Here is a 16,066-nt window from a genome sequence, read left to right as displayed (position 1 = left end):
ATCCCCTCACTCGGTCGGCTCGGCAGCGGACTCGGACGCGGACGGCGCGCGCGCCACGTACCAGTCGAACGGCTGGCCGGGCTGTCGCAGCGTCTCGACGGCGGCGAATCCGGCCTCGGTCAGGCACCGTTCCACCTCGTCGGCCTCCAGCAGCAGCACGTCCTCGGCGAAGTCCACCTTCTCGCCGTGCACGCTGATCGTGGTGGCCGAGGTCAGCACGGTGCGCACGGGGTCGAGGGCGAGCCGTATCTCGAACGGATGGCCCTCGGCCGTACGGGACGCGAAGGGGCTGGCCTGGAGCATCAGCCGGTAGGTGTCGGCCGAGTAGTACTCCAGGCACAGCACCCCGCCGGGTCTGAGCCGCCCGGCGGCGCCGCGCAGCGCGGCGCGCAGCTCGTCCCGGTCGCGGCAGCAGGCCAGCGAGCCGAGCGTGCTGTACGCGGCGTCGAAGCTGCCGCCGGTGGGGACGGGGGTGCGGAAGTCGGCCTGGATCAGGGTCACGTTCTGCGGCACGCCCTTGGCCCGGAAGCCCTCCAGCATGTGCGGGGAGTTGTCCACCCCGGTCAGGGTGCGGACCAGGGGCGCGAGGGGCTCGGCGATCCGGCCGGTGCCGACGCCGAGTTCGAGCACGTCCTTGCCCGCGACCCGGTCGCGGAGGAAGTCCACGGTGTCCCGGGCGGGTATCGGGTCGCTGAGCAGGATGTCGTAGACGGAGGAGACCGCGCTGCCGTACTGGACGTCGCTCATGGGTTCACCGGCTCGTAGTCGGAGATCAGGTCGTACTTGGGGTCCTCGCTGTGGTCGTAGCCCGAGTACCGGACCAGCATGAGCTGGAGCAGCGGATGGCCGGGTTCCGGGGTGAGCCGGGCGCGGACGAAGTCGAGGATGATCCCGTAGGAGGCCTTGCGGGCGTCCGCGTGCATGGGGTTGTTGCTGTGCGGGTTGCTGTTGAGGGTCGAGGCCACATCGAAGATGCTCTTCTCGATACGGCGCCCGGGAAACCACACGGCGTGCGCGGCGCGCCGCGGCTGGACCTCGAAGACGGACCGCCACTCGGTGTGGGAGGTCTTGTCCTCGCTGGCCAGCCGGTAGAGGAAGTGCTGGTCCTCGACGGCCGGCTCGGGGGCGAAGAAGCGCCAGTTGGGGATGAGGATCCCGGTTCTGTCGAACTTCCTGAGCCGGTCGTAGCTGCGGTCGGGGTGCTGGGAGACGACCGTGACGAGGAACCACGCCGCGAACGTCCCCTGGAGCACCCGGTCGACGGTCCTGCTCATGCCGCCTCCCGTACGTGCGTGGCCGCGAGGGCCTTCTCCAGGTGGGCCGCGGTGCGCGGGGCGTGCTCCGCCGAGCCCAGGATCGACAGGTGCGAGGCCCCGGCCAGGGTCTCGCTGGAGCCGCCGTCGGCGCCCGAGCGCGCGTACTCCTCGTACAGCGCGCGCTGTTCGGGCGCGTCGCCGACGGTCGCCTCGGCGGCGAGCACGCTCACCGGCATCTCCAGGGCGTCGAGGGGACGGCCGCCGTCGAGCATGAACGCGTACGCGTACCCCCACTCGCGGCGGCTGGCGCGCCACGCGGAGGCGGAGGACAGCTCCCAGCCCAGTGCCCGCCGGTACGGGCTGTCGTCCGCGTACGAGAGCAGGGAGCGGCGGTCCAGGAGGAGGGCGCCGCCGCACTGGATGGACAGCGGCGCGAGGCGGACGGTGAGGTTGGTGTTGTTGGCCCCCGCGCGCTGGGTGCGGCTCTCGCGCAACTGCCGGGGGTGCATGGGGTCGATCAGCACGAGCCCGCGCACGGTCTCCGGGAGCCGCGTCGCCGCGCGGTGCGCGAGATAGCCGCCGAGCGAGTGCCCGGCCAGCACGCAGTCGCCGTCCACGGCCTCGCCCAGGACGTCGACGAGGTCGCCGACGCTCTCCTCGAAGCAGTAGTCCTCGGCGCACCGGCGCAGCGAACGCCGGTACCCCGCGCGGTCGTAGAGCACCACCCGCAGGTCCGGGTCCAGGTGGTCGAGCACGAGCAGCCACGCGAGCGAGCTGCTGAGCAGGCCCGCGTCGAGCACGAGGGTGTCGGCGCCGGGGGCGCCCTCCCGTACGTGGTAGCTGATGATGTTGCCGCTGGAGCAGGTGAGCTGGCGGTGGGCGAGACCGCCGGTGGCGCGCTTGGCGCGGGCGTCCGCGTAGAGCTGGTATGTGACGCCGACGGCGCCCGCCGCGGCGAGCGCGCCGAGGGTCATCCTGGTGAAGCCGGAGCTGGAGCGGGAATCGGAGCTCATCGGCCGGTGACCTCCCGTCGTACGGGCGTTCCCACGGAGCCGTCCCTGCCGCCCTTGGCCAGCACCCGGATGCAGGGGTACGTGGAGACGAACGCCCAGGCGAACCGGGAGAGGCCCATGAAGCGGGCGTTCGCCAGGTGGAAGCCGCCCATCACGGCCAGCCCGGCGTCCATGTACTTCCCGCGCCGGAGCAGCAGCAGCGGGAACCCGCTCTCCAGCGCGAGCACCACATGGCAGATCGCCCGGGACGCCGCGGGGTACTTCGAGAGCTGCTCGAAGAACCACTGGTCGCCGTAGGTCTGGGTGCGCATGATCTTGACGAGCGCGTCGCCGCTGCGCCAGCGGTGGCCGGGCAGCTTGGCCCAGCCGGACGCGCCGTACGAGAGCACGGCCTGGGCGCCGATGAACTGGACGGCGGCCGTGCGCGAGGCCTCGGTGCCGCCCGCGCGGCCGAGCGCCGCCGTCGTCTGGACGAGGAAGGCGACCTGGTCCGAGCCGTCCGTGCCGAAGAAGTGCCGCGGATAGATGGCGAGCTGGGTCGCCGAGAGATACGCGTCGCACGCCAGCCGGAGCCCGTTGCTGCGGACCGGCAGCACGAGCAGCGCGGCGGCCACGGCCCGGGAGCCGTGGATGGCCTGCGTCACGGGCTCCTTCGCGACGCGGTCCATGAGCGAGCGGAGGAAGCGGGACTTGGTGGGGAACTGGTGGCGGAGGTACTGCCAGTCGTTGAGACCGCCGGGCTCTCGGTCGGACCTGCGTGCCATGTACTCAAGACTGCTCAAGAGATGGGTGACGGCGCTCAGCCTCTCCGCTGTTTCGAGAGGCCGAGCGCTTGCCAACTCAAGAGGTCTGCGAAGACGAGACCACATTGCTCTGTTGGCTACCTCTTGTCAGGACGCTACGGCTTTACCCACGGCTGCTCCGGCACTGGCGGCGGCCACGAGAGCACCGCACACCTTTGCGCCGGAGACGACTCCCGCGACGAACGCGGCGGGTGTCGCCATGACGGGGACGCCTGCGGGAAGGGCATGTGCCGCCTGACCCGCATTCACCTTTGCCAGCAATGCGCCGTTGACATTTCCGTGAATCGGCATGATCCATCCTTCACGTTTCGCGATGGGACCGTTCGAGGAACACGCGGAAGACAGAGCGATAAACCGTGCTCCGGTGCCGGCGTGATTACTTGTTGGCTGCCTCGTACGCCACATATGCGGCGCCCGTGACGGCCCCGGCGCCCACGACCGCACCGGCCGCCTTGGCCAGACCGGCGCCGATGGCCGGGGTCGTGGGGCACGCGATGGTGAACGTGGCCATGATGGGGGCCACTTCACCCGGGCTCACGCTGACGGGCACAAAACCCGAAAGCGCGGCATTCTGGTTCACCTTTTCCAGCAGCATCAGAACCTCCGTGCTCGATTCGGAATCGCGGGGCTCCAGACACCTTGGTCCAGACAAAAGGCGCGCTCCGTACCGCTTTGCCGAACGCGGTGGTCAACCCCGTGGCATGACGGCGCAACAGGGGGTCCATTTGGTCAAGGAGCGCTGATGAATCCCCCGTAGCGCGGTTCGATGCTAGCCAGAGAAATCGCGCCGTGTCCATGGCCGAAACTTTCTTCTCTTGCGACCCTCGTTCAAGTCCCGTGGCAAAGCCAGGGAAAAGCGAAGGTAAAAGAATGAGTTGATCAAAAGGGGACAGAGGGGCCGCTTCGGGGTGGCTCCGGGCCCCGGGGGCATCCAGGAGAACTTAGGCTAGGCTTACCTCATGTCGCCTCGCTCCACGCATCTGACCGTCGAGAAGCTCCGCGCCGGGTACCCCGGTCATCTCGCCGTGGACGGGGTGGACCTCTCCGTCCCCGCCGGGGACGTCGTCGCGATCGTCGGCCCCAACGGCTGCGGGAAATCCACCCTGTTGCGGACCGTCGCACGGCTGCACCAGCCGGAGTCCGGCGCCGTGCGGGTCGGGGACGAGGACGTCTGGCGGCTCAGGCCGCGCGACGCCGCGCGCCGCATCGCGCTGCTCCCGCAGTCGCCGCAGGCACCGGAGGCCATCACCGTCGCCGGGCTCGTACGGTACGGACGCCACCCGCACCAGGGGCTGTTCCGGCAGTGGTCGAGGGACGACGAGGACGCGGTCGCCGAGGCGCTGGAGGCCACCGGCACCGCCGGACTCGCCGACCACCGCCTCGACCACCTCTCCGGGGGCCAGCGGCAGCGCTGCTGGCTGGCGATGGTGCTGGCCCAGCGCACGCCGATCGTGCTGCTCGACGAGCCGACCAGCGCGCTCGACCTCGGGCACGCGGTCGAGGTCCTCGCGCTGGTCCGCGAGGTCGCGTCCGCCGGGCGGACCGTCGTCATGGTGCTGCACGATCTCGCGAGCGCCGCCCGCTACGCGGACACGCTCGTCGCCATGAACGCCGGCGAGGTCGCTGCGCGGGGCCCCGCCGGGGAGGTCCTCACCTCCGACCTCGTGCGGACGTTGTACGGGGTGGACGCCGACATCCTCTCGGCCCCAGGAGACGGCTCCCCGGTAGTGGTCCCCCACGCGACGCCGAGCTAGCCCCTGCTGCGGCGCAGAGGACCCGCGCCCCGGAAAGAGCAGGCCCCCTGCTTCTCCCTGCTGCGCTTGGGAGGTCTGCCATTGGGGGTACCCCCTGCTCGAAGAGCTTGGGGGAGCAGGGCCGGCAAGCGCAGCCCTCTTCGCCGGGTGCCCCGCGATGAGGGCTGGGTTCGGGGTGCCCCGGGCTGTGCTTCGCAGGCTGCGAGCGCGTCGTGGCCGGGCGCGCAGTTCCCCGCGCCCCTGATGGGGCAAGCCCCGATGTGTTGTGACCGGGCGCGCCCGCGCGGCGGAGCCGCATATCGGGCACAGGCCCGCGCCCCTTAGAGAGAAGGGGCAAGCCCCGCTGTGTGGTGACGGGGGCCGGGAATTGTTGACGGGCTGCGGTAATTGCTGGCATGCTCCATTGTCGTGAGCACCCACCGCAATCTCGTAGCGCGCCTGCACGTCGATCTGCGACGTCACGCCAGCGCCATTTGTGCCTGCCGTTGCGCCTGAGGCGCACGCCGCTCACTTCTCACCTCTTCCTCCGCATCGCCGCTGCTCACGGCAGTGGCCCGTGCGTTGAGTCCCGCGCGGAGCGCATTTCCTGAATTCGGCCTGCCCGAATTCTCGCGTTCCCGCGTCGCAACGGAAGGCACCCGTGCGTCAATTCCCCTTTTCCGTCCCCCGAAGAGAATTCCTCGCCCTCGCGGGCGGCGTCGGAGCCGGCGCGTTCAGCGCCGGGTGCGGCACCGCCGCCGGGCGGGACGGCGTTCCCGCGACCACCATCCGCTACCAGGGCTGGGCCGGCACCGTCACGCCCGCCGAACTCGCCGAGGATCTCGGCCTGAAGCGCGAGGGTCTCGACTCCGGCGAGGCCGCCGAGGTCGAGCGGATCGCGCTGCCGCCCGTCAACACCGAACAGGCCCTGCGCAAGGGCCGTATCGAGGTCGCCGTCCTCGGTGACCTCATGCGCGACAAGGCCCTCGAACGCGGCGGCATCCGCCCGCTCTTCGACGACCACCGCCTCCTCGGCACGTTCAGCGCGGGCACCTATGTGATGGCCGACCGCTTTCTCGACCGGCATCCGCGCGTGGCCCGCGCGTTCGTGACCGGCGTCGCGCGTGCCCTCGAATGGGCCCGGCGCACGCCCCGCGAGCAGGTCGTCGCGCGCATGGTCCGCATCGTGGAGCGCCGCGACCGCAGCGAGGACACGGCCCCGCTCCGCTACTGGCAGTCGTACGGCGTCGCCGGTACCGGCGGGCGCATCGCGCCCCGCGAACTCGCCACCTGGGCCCGCTGGCTGGAGCGGCGCGGCGACATCAAGGCCGACCGCGTGCGGATCGAGGACATCTACACCAACGCCTACAACCGCTATCCGAGGAGCCGTGGCCGATGACCGAGCCGCCGAAGAGCCCGAAGATACGTTTCGAGAGGGTCGGCAAGACCTTCCCCGGCGCGAAGAGCCGTACGAAACGCGGACGCGCCGCCGCCCCCGCCCCCTTCACCGCCCTCGACGGCGTCGACCTGGACATCGCGCCCGGCGAGTTCACGGTCCTCGTCGGCCCCTCCGGCTGCGGCAAGTCCACGCTGCTCGACCTGCTCGGCGGGCTCACCCGGCCCACATCCGGCCGCGTCCTGGTCGACGGCGTGCCCGTGACGGGGCCCGGCCACGACCGGGGCACCGTCTTCCAGCAGTACGCCCTGCTGCCCTGGCGCACCGCGCGCGGCAACGTCGAGTTCGGCCTGGAGGCCATCGGCGTACCGCGGCGCGAACGGGCGGAACGGGCACGGGAGTTCCTCGCCCTCGTCGGCCTCGACGGCTTCGAGGAGCGGCACCCGCACGAGCTGTCCGGCGGCATGCGGCAGCGCGTCGCCATCGCCCGCAGCCTCGCGTACGACCCGGACATCCTGCTCATGGACGAGCCTCCCCCACTGCCTGAAGGGCGTGGGAGGTGCCCCCAGGCGCGCTCGACGCGCAGACCCGCGAGTCCCTCCAGGACGAGCTGCTGCGGGTGTGGCAGCGCACCGGCAAGACCGTCGTGTTCATCACCCACGGCATCGACGAGGCCGTGCTCCTCGGCCGGCGCGTCGCCGTCCTCACCTCCCGCCCGGGGCGGGTCAAGGAGGTCGTCACGGTGTCCCTGGGCGCCACCCGTACGGGCGCGGACGACCCGCGCTCCAGCCCGGAGTTCGCCTCCTACCGGCACCGGGTCTGGGAACTGCTGCACGACGAGGTGGACCGCGCGCAGCGGCAGGAGCGGGAGGCGGCCGCCGTATGAGCGTCACCCTGCCCGCCGAGCGGCGGGACGCCGCGGAGGCCGGGCCCGTCGCCCCGGAGCCGGTCGCCGAGGACGGCGGGCCGTCGCTGCCCCGGCGGCTCCTCGGCCTCGCCGGTGCCGTCGCGACCCGTACGGCCGCCGTGCTCGCGCTGCTCGCGCTCTGGGAGATCGCGCCGCGCGCCGGGCTCGCCGACCGGGTGTTCCTGCCGCCCTGGCGGCTGTTCCAGAAGGTGATCCTCCCGGCGTCCGTCCCCGCCGTGTTCACCGGCATCCGGCTCGCGGGTGCCACCGCGATCCTCGTCCTGATCGCGGCCGAGATGGTCGGCGCGAAGGCCGGGCTCGGCTTCCTCATCAACAACTCCCAGTTCAACTTCGCCATTCCGCAGATGTACGCGGGGATCCTCACGGTCTCCGCGCTCGGGGTGGCCTCCAACCAGGCGCTCGTCGCGCTCGAACGCCGCTTCACGTCCTGGCGGACCACCTCCGCCTGAACCCCTCGCGAAAGGACCTCCTCATGACCAGCAGCAGCTTCGACATCCGCCGGGTCGGCGGGCGTATCGGCGCCGAGATCCTCGGCGTGGACCTCTCCCGTGAGCTGGACACCGCACTCGTCGCGGAACTGAACGCGGCCCTTCTCGAACACAAGGCCCTCTTCTTCCGGGACCAGCAGCTCGACGACGCGGACCAGATCCGCTTCGCACGCCTCTTCGGGGAGCTGACCACGGCGCATCCCACCGTGCCGTCGGTCGAGGACCAGCCGAACATCCTGCCCGTCGACAGCGAGAGCGGCGTACGGGCCAACCGCTGGCACACCGACGTCACCTTCGTACGCACGCCGCCCAAGGCGAGCACCCTGCGCAGCCTCGTCGTCCCGCCGTACGGGGGCAACACGCTGATCGCCAACACGGCCGCGGCGTACCGGGACCTGCCGGAGTCGCTGCGCGAACTGGCCGACAGGCTGTGGGCCGTCCACTCGAACGCGTACGACTACGCCGAGCCCCCGAAGACGGAGGCCGCCGCCGAGCACCGGCGGGTCTTCGTCTCCACGAAGTGGCGCACCGCGCACCCGGTCGTCCGCGTCCACCCGGAGAGCGGCGAACGCGGCCTGTTCATCGGCGGGTTCGCGCAGGGCATCGAGGGGCTGAGCGAGTCGGAATCCCGCGATCTGCTGCGCATCCTCCAGTCGTACGTCACCCGCCCCGAGAACACCGTGCGGTGGACGTGGGCGCCGGGCGACCTGATCCTCTTCGACAACCGCATCACCCAGCACTACGCGCCCGACGACTACGACGACCTGCCGCGCAAACTCCACCGGGTCACCGTCGCCGGTGACGTGCCGGTGGGCGTCGACGGCCGCCCCAGCCGCTCCGTCGAGGGCGACGAGGCCGCGCACTACACCCCGCTGGCGGGTGCGCGATGACTGCCGTCGGCAACGCGAGGCCGTACGAGCGCGCTCTGCCGCCGCGTACGGCGCTGAGGGTGGTCCGGGACTCGGCTCCCGGGCCCGGCCTGGAGATCGACAGGGTCTGCCGTACGGTGCACGTCGAAGGCCGTGAACTCGATCTGACCTACCTGGAGTTCGAGCTGCTGGCTCATCTCGCCGCCTATCCGCGGCAGGTCCACTCGCGGGAACAGCTCGTGAGCACGGTCTGGGGGTACGGGGATCACGTCGGCGACGGTCGTACGGTCGACGTCCACGTGGCTCGTCTCCGCCGGAAGTTGGGTGATCCGCACCGTCAGCGCATCGTCACAGTCCGCCGAGTCGGCTACAAATTCACCCCGTGAGGGCGCGCCTCACCACGGGGCGCGGGCCCACACCCCCGCGCCCCGTGGCCGGGCACCCCCCCCGCTTCTCCCTCACCTGCCGGGGCGCGCCCGCGTCGTGGCTTGTCGCGCAGTTCCTCGCGCCCCTTATCGGGCAAGCCCCGAAGTCCTGGGCCCCCGGTTCCCTGGCGGGGGAGCAGGGGGCACCCCCTGGTCGGTTGTCAGGGGTGGTGGCAGACCGCCTCCACGTTGTTGCCGTCGGGGTCGCGGACGAACGCGCCGTAGTACGACTCGTGGTACTCCGGCCAGAGCCGAGGCGCGTGGAGCGACTCGGCCCCGACAGCGAGCGCCGCGGCGTGGAACGCGTCGACCGCCGCCCGGTCGGGCGCGGTGAACGCCAGATGGTTCTCCCGCCCGGCACGGTCGCGCTGGTCCGAGGGGACCGCGCTCACCCAGAAGTTGCCCGGTGCGGTGGTGCCGAAGGAGACGACCTGGCCTCCTTCGAACTCCAGCCAGCGGCGGGCCCCGAGCGGAGCTAGAACCGCGTCGTAGAAACGAGCGCTGGCGGGGACGTCTTCGGCCTGGATTCCGATGTGGTCAAGCATGGCGCCAGCGTTCCACAGCCCACTGACAACGCCGCGTAGCGCAGCACGGCCAGCCGGGCCAGCTCCGGGGCCGCGCCCAGGACCGGCGCCAGGACGTCGGCGCCCGCCTCCCGCGCGCCCGCCGCGATGCGGTCCGGCAGCAGCCCGGGGGCCAGCACGTACGGCGCGACGGCCACCCGGCGGACGCCGTCGGCGCGCAGCGCGCGTACGGCGTCCGCCGTGCGGGGAAGGGCCGCGGAGGCGAACGCGGGCCGCACGGCGCACCATCCGGCGGTGCGCCGCCACTCCCGCGCGGCTTCGGCGATCACCGCGATCGCCTCCGGGTCTGAGGAACCCGCCGATGCCAGCACGATCCCCGTGGAGGGCGCGTGGCGCGGGTCGAGGCCCGCCTGCCGCAGCCGCCGCTCCAGGGCGGCGGTCAGCAGAGGGTGGGGGCCCAGGACGTCCGCCTGGCGGACCGTGAGGCCCGGGAGCCGTTCCACCGTGTCGGCCAGCACGGACGGGATGTCCGTCTTGGCGTGGAAGGCCCGGGTGAGGAGCAGGGGGAGCGCGACGATCTCCCGCGCGCCCTCGGCGTAGAGCCGTTCCAGCGCGGTGGGGACCGTCGGCGCGTCGAAGTCGAGGAAGCCCGCCTCCACGCGGACGTGCGGCAGCAGCGCCCGTACGCGCCCGCGGAGCGCCGCGACGGTCGCGGCGTGCCGCGGGTCGCGGCTGCCGTGCGCGACGAGGAGGAGGGCGGGAGGCGGGGTGGACATCAGCGGAGCAGCCCCCGGGCGCGCAGCACACGGCGCTCGACCGGCGCGAAGATCAGCAGCTCGATGCCGATACCGACGAGCAGGATCAGCAGGATCGCGCCCAGCACCAGCGGCATGTCCTGGTACGAGCGCCCGGTCTCCAGCAACTGGCCGAGTCCCGCGCCCAGTTCGGGCGAGGTCGCGATCAGCTCGGCGGCCATCAGCGAGCGCCAGGAGAACGCCCAGCCCTGCTTGAGGCCGGCGATGTAGCCCGGCAGGGCCGCGGGGAGCAGCACGTGCCAGATCCCGCGCAGGCCCGTGGCGCCGATGACCTTCCCGGCGCGCAGGTGCAGCGGGTCGATCCGGTCGACGCCCGCGACGAGGCCGTTGGCGATGGAGGGCACGGCGCCGAGCAGGACGACGGCGTAGATCGTCGCGTCCGTCAGCCCGAACCAGATGATCGCCGCGGGGACCCACGCGACCGACGGCAGCGACTGGAGCCCGGAGAGGATCGGCCCGATCGCCGCCCGTACGAGCGCGACGCGGGCGACGAGCAGGCCCAGCGGGGTGCCGATGGCGAGCGCGACGAGGAAGCCGAGGGCGCCGCGCGAGACGCTCTGCCAGATGATGTCGAGGATCGTGCCCTTGTACCACTCCTCGGCCAGCGCGTCCCACACCATCAGCGGGCCCGGCAACTGGTAGTCCGGCTTCACGTCCAGCGCGAACGCGAGCTGCCACAGGCCCAGCACCAGCACGACGGCGACGACCGGCGGCAGCGCCTTCTTGCGGAGCACCTGGCCGAGCGAGGGGCGCGTGGACGTACGGGTGTCGAGCGCGTCGAGCCCGGCCTCCAGCCCCGCGAGGTCGCCGCCCGCAGGGGCCGGGGCCCCGGCGGGCTCCTCGGCGGTTTCGGTACTAGTGCTGGCCATGTCGGCGGATCTCCCCCCTGAGCTGTTCCGTGATCTCCACCGAGAGGGCCGCCACCTCGGCGTCCTCGATACGGCGCGGCTGCGGGATGTCCACGTCCCACTCGCGCGCGATCCGCCCGGGGCGGGAGGAGAGCAGCACGACGCGCTGGGCGAGCCGTACGGCCTCGCGCACGTTGTGCGTGACGAAGAGGACCGAGACGTTCGTCTCGGCCCAGATGCGGGTCAGCTCCTCGTGCAGCACGTCGCGGGTGATGGCGTCCAGCGCCGCGAACGGCTCGTCCATCAGCAGCAGCCTGCTGTCCTGCGCGAGCGCGCGGGCCAGCGCGACGCGCTGCCGCATGCCGCCGGACAGCTCGTGCACCCGCTTGCGGTGCGCGCCCTTGAGCCGGACCAGCTCCAGCAGCCGTTCGGCCTCGGCGGGCCGCTCGGCCTTGGGCAGGCCCCGCAGCTTCAGGGCCAGCTCGATGTTCTTGCCCGCGGTCAGCCACGGGAAGAGCGCGTGCTCCTGGAACATCAGCGCGGGCCGCCCGTCCGGCACGTCGATCTCGCCCGACGTCGGCCGGTCCAGGCCCGCGACGAGGTTGAGCAGCGTGCTCTTGCCGCAGCCGGACGCGCCGAGCAGGGTGACGAACTCGCCGGGCGCGACGTCCACGCTGATGTCGTCGAGGACCTGCTGCGTGCCGAAGGTCTTCGACACGTGGGCGATACGGGCGGAGTAGCGGGCGGACGTGCGCGTGCTGTCGGCGGGGGGCGTCTTCGCCTTCTCGGCGATCGTGGCGCTCATCGGTTCACCTCCTGGTGGCCTGTGCTCACTGGCCTGCTCACTGCCCGAGCCCCGCGTCGCGGAGCGGGGAGCGGCCCTCGGACTTGAGGACCTTGTTCAGCGGGGTCAGGTCGTAGATCCCGCTCAGGTCGGACTCCTTCAGCAGCCCCGCCTCGCGGGCGTGCGCGGCCTGGGACTTGAGGGTGGCGGCCAGCGGGTCGTCGGTGACGTCGATCTCGGCGAACGCCGAATCGAGCACCTTGTCCGGCAGCGGCTTGCCCGCGTCCCGCTCCAGCGCGGTGTTGATGTGCTTCTTGGCCTCGTCCTCGTGGCCGGCGATCCAGGCGTTGGTCTTCACGGAGCCGCGCAGCACGGCCTCGACCACGTCCGGGTGCTTCTTGAGGAAGTCCTGCCGGACGACGAGGTTCGTGGTGACGAACTTGCCGTCCTTCCACAGCTTCTTCTCGTTCAGCAGCCGCTTGCCGCCCTTGCCGGCCAGGTTCGACGCGGTCGGCTCGGGGACCCACGCGCCGTCGATGCCGCCCTGCTGGAAGGTGGTCGGGATCTCCTTGTTGTCCTGCCGCAGCACCGAGGTGTCGCCCTTGCCGGTCTCCGGATCGACCTTCAGGCCCTTGCCCTTGAGGTAGTTGAGGAGGGCGGCGTCCTGGGTGTTGCCGAGCTGCGGGGTGGCGATCTTCTTGCCCTTGAGGTCGTCCACGGACTTGACCTTGTCCGGGTTCACGACGAGCGAGGCGCCGCCCGAGGTGGCCCCGGAGACGATGCGCAGGTTCTTGCCGCCCGACTTCACATAGCCGTTGACGGCGGGGGAGGGGCCGACCCAGGTGAGGTCCACGGCCTTCGCGTTGAGGGCCTCGATCGCGGAGGGGCCCGCGTTGAAGACCTGCGTGGCGACCTTCGTGCCGCCCAGCTCCTCGACGATCGGGCCGCCGGTGCGCAGGCCGACCAGGGGAGTGGCGTGGGTGACGTTCGGGAAGTAGCCGACCTTGACCTCGTCGAGGCCGTCGACCTTCTTCCCGCCCGCGGCCTTGGGCTCGTTGTCCTCGACGGCCTTCGAGCCGTAGCCGCAGCCCGTCAGGAGCAGCAGCGGGAGAACGGTCAGCGCGGTCAGGGCGGTAACGGCGCGGGGGCGGGTGCGGGGCACGGAGGTGTCCTCTCGGAGGGGCGGGAGCGGCGGGGGACGGGGGCGCGGGTCACGGCGCGCATCGCCCCACCCCGCCCTGGCCGCTGCCGCGGACGCCGCTGCCGATCCGGCCGCCTGTCTGGTCGAAGGTCGAGAAGACCTCTCCGGGGATGCCCATGGCTCAGAAGTCCCAGCCCTCGTCGGCCGCCGCCTGGACCTGGGCCTGGGCCTCGTCCGTACGGTCAGCGAACGCGTCGCCCGCCATCCCGGCCGTGAGCGTCGAGCCGTCGGCGGGGTCGATCAGCAGGAAGGAGCCGGTGCGCCGGGAGGCCGCGTACGGGTCGACGGGCAGCGGCTCGGCCGTACGGATCACGACGCGGCCGATGTCGTTGGCCTCCAGTGCGCCGGGCGCCGGGTGCTGGGGGAGGCCCCTCGTGTCATCGGAGGCCGTCAGGGAGAGACGGGACGGGATGTCCTTGACGATGGCTTTGACGGTGCGGGTGGCGTGCTTGAGCAGCACTCGCTCGCCGCGCCTGAGGGGGCGGTCGTGGAGGTGGCAGACGGTCGCCGTCAGGTCCTGCGAGGGGGTCACGGAGGCGTCGGCGGGGGCGATCAGGTCGCCGCGCGAGATGTCGAGGTCGTCGGCGAGGCGGACGGTGAGGGACTGCGGGGCCCAGGCCAGGTCCACGGACTGGCCGAGCACGTCGAGCGCGGTGATCGTGCTCGTACGCCCCGAGGGGAGGACGGTGACGCGGTCGCCGACGCGCAGCACGCCGGAGGCCAACTGGCCCGCGTAGCCGCGGTAGTCGGGCAGCTCGGGGGTCTGGGGCCGGATGACGTACTGGACGGGGAAGCGCGCGACCTCGCCCGTGGGGTCGTGGGTGACCGGCACCGTCTCCAGGTGTTCGAGGACGGTGGGGCCGCTGTACCAGGACATGTGCGCGGACGGCGTGACCACGTTGTCGCCCTGAAGCGCGGAGATCGGGATCGTGGTGACCTCCTCGACGCCCAGCGAGGTCGCGTACGCCGTGAACTCGTCGGCGATGGCGGCGAAGACGGACTCCTGGTAGCCGGCCAGGTCCATCTTGTTGACGGCCAGGACGACGTGCGGGACGCGCAGCAGCGCGGCGACGGCGGCGTGGCGGCGGGTCTGCTCGACGACGCCGTTGCGCGCGTCCACGAGGACGACGGCCAGCTCGGAGGTGGAGGCGCCGGTGACCATGTTGCGGGTGTACTGCACATGGCCGGGGGTGTCGGCGAGGATGAAGCGGCGGCGCGGGGTGGCGAAGTAGCGGTAGGCCACGTCGATGGTGATGCCCTGCTCGCGCTCCGCGCGCAGCCCGTCGGTCAGCAGCGCGAGGTCGGGCGCGTCCTGGCCGCGCGCCTCCGAGGCCCGGGAGACGGCCTCCAACTGGTCGGCCAGGACCGACTTGGAGTCGTGCAGCAGCCGCCCGACCAGCGTCGACTTGCCGTCGTCCACGGAGCCCGCGGTCGCGAAGCGCAGCAGCGAGGTGGCCGTGTCGATGCTCTCGATGTCAACGGTCGTGGTCATGCTCAGAAGTAGCCTTCCCGCTTGCGGTCTTCCATGGCGGCCTCGGAGAGCTTGTCGTCGGCCCGGGTCGCGCCGCGCTCGGTCAGGCGGGAGGCGGCGATCTCGGCGATGACCTTCTCGATCGTGTCGGCGTCGGAGTCGACGGCGCCGGTGCAGGACATGTCCCCGACGGTGCGGTAGCGCACCCGGCGCAGCTCGGTCCGCTCGCCGTCCTTGGGGCCGCCCCACTCGCCGGGCGCCAGCCACATGCCCGAGCGGGCGAAGACCTCGCGCTCGTGGGCGTAGTAGATGGCGGGCAGCGCGATCTTCTCGCGGGCGATGTACTGCCACACGTCCAGCTCGGTCCAGTTGGAGAGCGGGAAGACGCGCACGTGCTCGCCGGGGGCGTGCCGTCCGTTGTAGAGCTGCCACAGCTCGGGGCGCTGGCGGCGCGGGTCCCAGCCGCCGAACTCGTCCCGCAGCGAGAAGATCCGCTCCTTGGCCCGCGCCTTCTCCTCGTCGCGGCGCCCGCCGCCGAAGACGGCGTCGAAGCGGTGCTCGTTGATGGCCTCCAGGAGGGGCACGGTCTGCAGCGGGTTGCGGGTCCCGTCGGGACGCTCGCGCAGCCTGCCGTCGTCGATGAACTCCTGTACGGACGCGACGTGCAGCCGCAGCCCGTGCTCGGCGACCGTGCGGTCCCGGTACTCCAGCACCTCGGGGAAGTTGTGCCCGGTGTCCACGTGCAGCAGCCCGAACGGCGGCGGCGCCGGGGCGAACGCCTTGAGCGCCAGGTGCAGCATGACGATGGAGTCCTTGCCGCCCGAGAAGAGGATCACGGGGCGCTCGAACTCCCCGGCCACCTCCCGGAAGATGTGCACCGCCTCCGACTCCAGCGCGTCCAGATGCGACAGCGCGTAGGGATTGTCGGTGTCCTCCAGTGCGGTCGTCACGGTGCTCACAGCCGTCCCCTCTCGTCCAGCAGCCCGTACAGGGCCGCCGCCGACTCCTCGACGCTCTGCTCGTGCGCCTCGATCCGCAGGTCCGGGGCCTCCGGCGCCTCGTACGGGTCGTCCACGCCCGTCAGCCCCGACAGCTCGCCCGCGGCCTGCTTGGCGTACAGCCCCTTCACGTCGCGCTCCGAGCAGACCTCGACGGGCGTGGTGACGTGCACCTCCAGATAGGGGGTGCCCTCCGCGTCGTGCCGCTTGCGCACGGCCTCGCGGCTGTCCGCGTACGGCGCGATGACCGGGACCAGCACCGTCACCCCGTGCGAGGCGAGCAGCTCGGCGACGAAGCCGATGCGCTGGACGTTGGCGTCCCGGTCCGCGCGGGAGAAGCCGAGCCCGGCGGAGAGGAACGTACGGATCTCGTCGCCGTCCAGCACCTCCACCGCGCGCCCCTCGGCGCGCAGCCGCCCGGCGAGCGCGGTCGCGATCGTCGTCTTGCCCGCGCTCGGCAGGCCCGTGAGCCACACGGTGGCGCCGGTCATCTCTCTTCCTTCCTCGCCTGTCC

18 protein-coding genes and 2 pseudogenes are annotated in these 16,066 nt (G+C 72.0%); 7 read left to right on the top strand and 13 right to left on the bottom strand.

Annotated features, from left to right (window positions below; genetic code table 11):
• Positions 1-6 precede the first annotated feature (6 nt).
• From ABD343_RS21190 to ABD343_RS21170, 5 genes are all read right to left on the bottom strand, one after another.
• Entirely contained in the window at positions 7-747 is a 741-nt protein-coding gene (locus ABD343_RS21190) for a class I SAM-dependent DNA methyltransferase (RefSeq protein ID WP_344530532.1), read from the bottom strand.
• Complete coding sequence (locus tag ABD343_RS21185; protein WP_344530530.1) at positions 744-1,274, bottom strand: hypothetical protein; 531 nt, start codon at positions 1,272-1,274, stop codon at positions 744-746. Before ABD343_RS21185 ends, ABD343_RS21190 begins: the two co-directional genes overlap by 4 nt.
• Positions 1,271-2,269, bottom strand: a complete 999-nt coding sequence (locus tag ABD343_RS21180) for an alpha/beta hydrolase (protein WP_344530529.1) — start codon at positions 2,267-2,269, stop codon at positions 1,271-1,273. The genes ABD343_RS21185 and ABD343_RS21180 overlap by 4 nt, the downstream gene beginning before the upstream one ends.
• Positions 2,266-3,033 carry a hypothetical protein gene (locus ABD343_RS21175; RefSeq protein WP_344530527.1) on the bottom strand — a complete coding sequence of 256 codons (768 nt, stop codon included), beginning with the start codon at positions 3,031-3,033 and terminating at the stop codon, positions 2,266-2,268. Before ABD343_RS21175 ends, ABD343_RS21180 begins: the two co-directional genes overlap by 4 nt.
• A 415-nt stretch (positions 3,034-3,448) precedes the next feature.
• On the bottom strand, positions 3,449-3,667 hold the full coding sequence (locus ABD343_RS21170; protein ID WP_344530526.1) for a hypothetical protein: 219 nt from the start codon (positions 3,665-3,667) through the stop codon (positions 3,449-3,451).
• Between the two features lie 364 nt (positions 3,668-4,031).
• Here ABD343_RS21170 and ABD343_RS21165 point away from each other — a divergent pair, with 364 nt between their 5' ends.
• The 7 genes and pseudogenes from ABD343_RS21165 to ABD343_RS21140 all read left to right on the top strand — a co-directional run.
• Entirely contained in the window at positions 4,032-4,826 is a 795-nt protein-coding gene (locus tag ABD343_RS21165) for an ABC transporter ATP-binding protein (protein WP_344530524.1), read from the top strand.
• A 408-nt stretch (positions 4,827-5,234) separates the two neighbouring features.
• On the top strand, positions 5,235-5,321 hold the full coding sequence (locus ABD343_RS41015) for a putative leader peptide (RefSeq protein WP_425578240.1): 87 nt from the start codon (positions 5,235-5,237) through the stop codon (positions 5,319-5,321).
• Between the two features lie 145 nt (positions 5,322-5,466).
• Complete coding sequence (locus tag ABD343_RS21160) at positions 5,467-6,204, top strand: ABC transporter substrate-binding protein (RefSeq protein ID WP_344530522.1); 738 nt, start codon at positions 5,467-5,469, stop codon at positions 6,202-6,204.
• Positions 6,201-7,087 (top strand): annotated as a pseudogene (locus tag ABD343_RS21155) (ABC transporter ATP-binding protein). Before ABD343_RS21160 ends, ABD343_RS21155 begins: the two are co-directional and overlap by 4 nt.
• Complete coding sequence (locus ABD343_RS21150) at positions 7,084-7,578, top strand: ABC transporter permease (RefSeq protein WP_344530521.1); 495 nt, start codon at positions 7,084-7,086, stop codon at positions 7,576-7,578. The pseudogene ABD343_RS21155 and the gene ABD343_RS21150 overlap by 4 nt, the downstream one beginning before the upstream one ends.
• A gap of 23 nt (positions 7,579-7,601) precedes the next feature.
• Positions 7,602-8,507, top strand: coding sequence for a TauD/TfdA dioxygenase family protein (locus tag ABD343_RS21145; RefSeq protein ID WP_344530519.1), 906 nt, complete (start codon positions 7,602-7,604; stop codon positions 8,505-8,507).
• A gap of 65 nt (positions 8,508-8,572) precedes the next feature.
• A pseudogene (locus tag ABD343_RS21140) lies at positions 8,573-8,872 on the top strand (winged helix-turn-helix domain-containing protein); the annotation flags it as partial.
• A 200-nt stretch (positions 8,873-9,072) separates the two neighbouring features.
• Here ABD343_RS21140 and ABD343_RS21135 read toward each other — a convergent pair.
• The 8 genes from ABD343_RS21135 to cysC all read right to left on the bottom strand — a co-directional run bounded on the left by ABD343_RS21135 (position 9,073) and on the right by cysC (position 16,043).
• The gene (locus tag ABD343_RS21135) at positions 9,073-9,456 is read right to left on the bottom strand and encodes a VOC family protein (RefSeq protein ID WP_344530517.1); all 384 of its coding nucleotides are present in this window, start codon (positions 9,454-9,456) and stop codon (positions 9,073-9,075) included.
• Positions 9,387-10,211, bottom strand: a complete 825-nt coding sequence (locus ABD343_RS21130) for a sirohydrochlorin chelatase (RefSeq protein WP_344530516.1) — start codon at positions 10,209-10,211, stop codon at positions 9,387-9,389. The genes ABD343_RS21135 and ABD343_RS21130 overlap by 70 nt, the downstream gene beginning before the upstream one ends.
• Positions 10,211-11,119: an ABC transporter permease gene (locus ABD343_RS21125; RefSeq protein ID WP_344530514.1), complete on the bottom strand. Its 909-nt coding sequence runs from the start codon at positions 11,117-11,119 to the stop codon at positions 10,211-10,213. The genes ABD343_RS21130 and ABD343_RS21125 overlap by 1 nt, the downstream gene beginning before the upstream one ends.
• Positions 11,106-11,903 carry an ABC transporter ATP-binding protein gene (locus ABD343_RS21120; protein ID WP_344530512.1) on the bottom strand — a complete coding sequence of 266 codons (798 nt, stop codon included), beginning with the start codon at positions 11,901-11,903 and terminating at the stop codon, positions 11,106-11,108. The genes ABD343_RS21125 and ABD343_RS21120 overlap by 14 nt, the downstream gene beginning before the upstream one ends.
• 37 nt (positions 11,904-11,940) lie before the next feature.
• Positions 11,941-13,044 (bottom strand): ABC transporter substrate-binding protein, encoded by a 1,104-nt coding sequence (locus ABD343_RS21115; protein WP_344530511.1) that lies wholly within the window; start codon positions 13,042-13,044, stop codon positions 11,941-11,943.
• Between the two features lie 160 nt (positions 13,045-13,204).
• Complete coding sequence (locus tag ABD343_RS21110; RefSeq protein ID WP_344530509.1) at positions 13,205-14,575, bottom strand: sulfate adenylyltransferase subunit 1; 1,371 nt, start codon at positions 14,573-14,575, stop codon at positions 13,205-13,207.
• 2 nt (positions 14,576-14,577) lie between these two features.
• The gene (gene cysD / locus ABD343_RS21105; protein ID WP_344530507.1) at positions 14,578-15,513 is read right to left on the bottom strand and encodes a sulfate adenylyltransferase subunit CysD; all 936 of its coding nucleotides are present in this window, start codon (positions 15,511-15,513) and stop codon (positions 14,578-14,580) included.
• Positions 15,510-16,043: an adenylyl-sulfate kinase gene (gene cysC, locus ABD343_RS21100; RefSeq protein ID WP_344530506.1), complete on the bottom strand. Its 534-nt coding sequence runs from the start codon at positions 16,041-16,043 to the stop codon at positions 15,510-15,512. The genes cysD and cysC overlap by 4 nt, the downstream gene beginning before the upstream one ends.
• Positions 16,044-16,066 lie beyond the last annotated feature (23 nt).

It is taken from the genome of Streptomyces albiaxialis, from assembly GCF_039530985.1.
GTDB lineage: Bacteria > Actinomycetota > Actinomycetes > Streptomycetales > Streptomycetaceae > Streptomyces > Streptomyces albiaxialis.
The sequence above is the reverse complement of the archived record's forward strand: the minus strand, read 5'-3'. Positions and strand labels throughout refer to the sequence as shown.

Coding starts and splice junctions, on each gene's coding strand:
- ABD343_RS21190 (WP_344530532.1), bottom strand. CDS start 747: ATGAGCGACGTCCAGTACGGCAGCGCGGTCTCCTCCGTCTACGACATC.
- ABD343_RS21185 (WP_344530530.1), bottom strand. CDS start 1,274: ATGAGCAGGACCGTCGACCGGGTGCTCCAGGGGACGTTCGCGGCGTGG.
- ABD343_RS21180 (WP_344530529.1), bottom strand. CDS start 2,269: ATGAGCTCCGATTCCCGCTCCAGCTCCGGCTTCACCAGGATGACCCTC.
- ABD343_RS21175 (WP_344530527.1), bottom strand. CDS start 3,033: ATGGCACGCAGGTCCGACCGAGAGCCCGGCGGTCTCAACGACTGGCAG.
- ABD343_RS21170 (WP_344530526.1), bottom strand. CDS start 3,667: ATGCTGCTGGAAAAGGTGAACCAGAATGCCGCGCTTTCGGGTTTTGTG.
- ABD343_RS21165 (WP_344530524.1), top strand. CDS start 4,032: ATGTCGCCTCGCTCCACGCATCTGACCGTCGAGAAGCTCCGCGCCGGG.
- ABD343_RS21150 (WP_344530521.1), top strand. CDS start 7,084: ATGAGCGTCACCCTGCCCGCCGAGCGGCGGGACGCCGCGGAGGCCGGG.
- ABD343_RS21145 (WP_344530519.1), top strand. CDS start 7,602: ATGACCAGCAGCAGCTTCGACATCCGCCGGGTCGGCGGGCGTATCGGC.
- ABD343_RS21135 (WP_344530517.1), bottom strand. CDS start 9,456: ATGCTTGACCACATCGGAATCCAGGCCGAAGACGTCCCCGCCAGCGCT.
- ABD343_RS21130 (WP_344530516.1), bottom strand. CDS start 10,211: ATGTCCACCCCGCCTCCCGCCCTCCTCCTCGTCGCGCACGGCAGCCGC.
- ABD343_RS21125 (WP_344530514.1), bottom strand. CDS start 11,119: ATGGCCAGCACTAGTACCGAAACCGCCGAGGAGCCCGCCGGGGCCCCG.
- ABD343_RS21120 (WP_344530512.1), bottom strand. CDS start 11,903: ATGAGCGCCACGATCGCCGAGAAGGCGAAGACGCCCCCCGCCGACAGC.
- ABD343_RS21110 (WP_344530509.1), bottom strand. CDS start 14,575: ATGACCACGACCGTTGACATCGAGAGCATCGACACGGCCACCTCGCTG.
- cysC (WP_344530506.1), bottom strand. CDS start 16,043: ATGACCGGCGCCACCGTGTGGCTCACGGGCCTGCCGAGCGCGGGCAAG.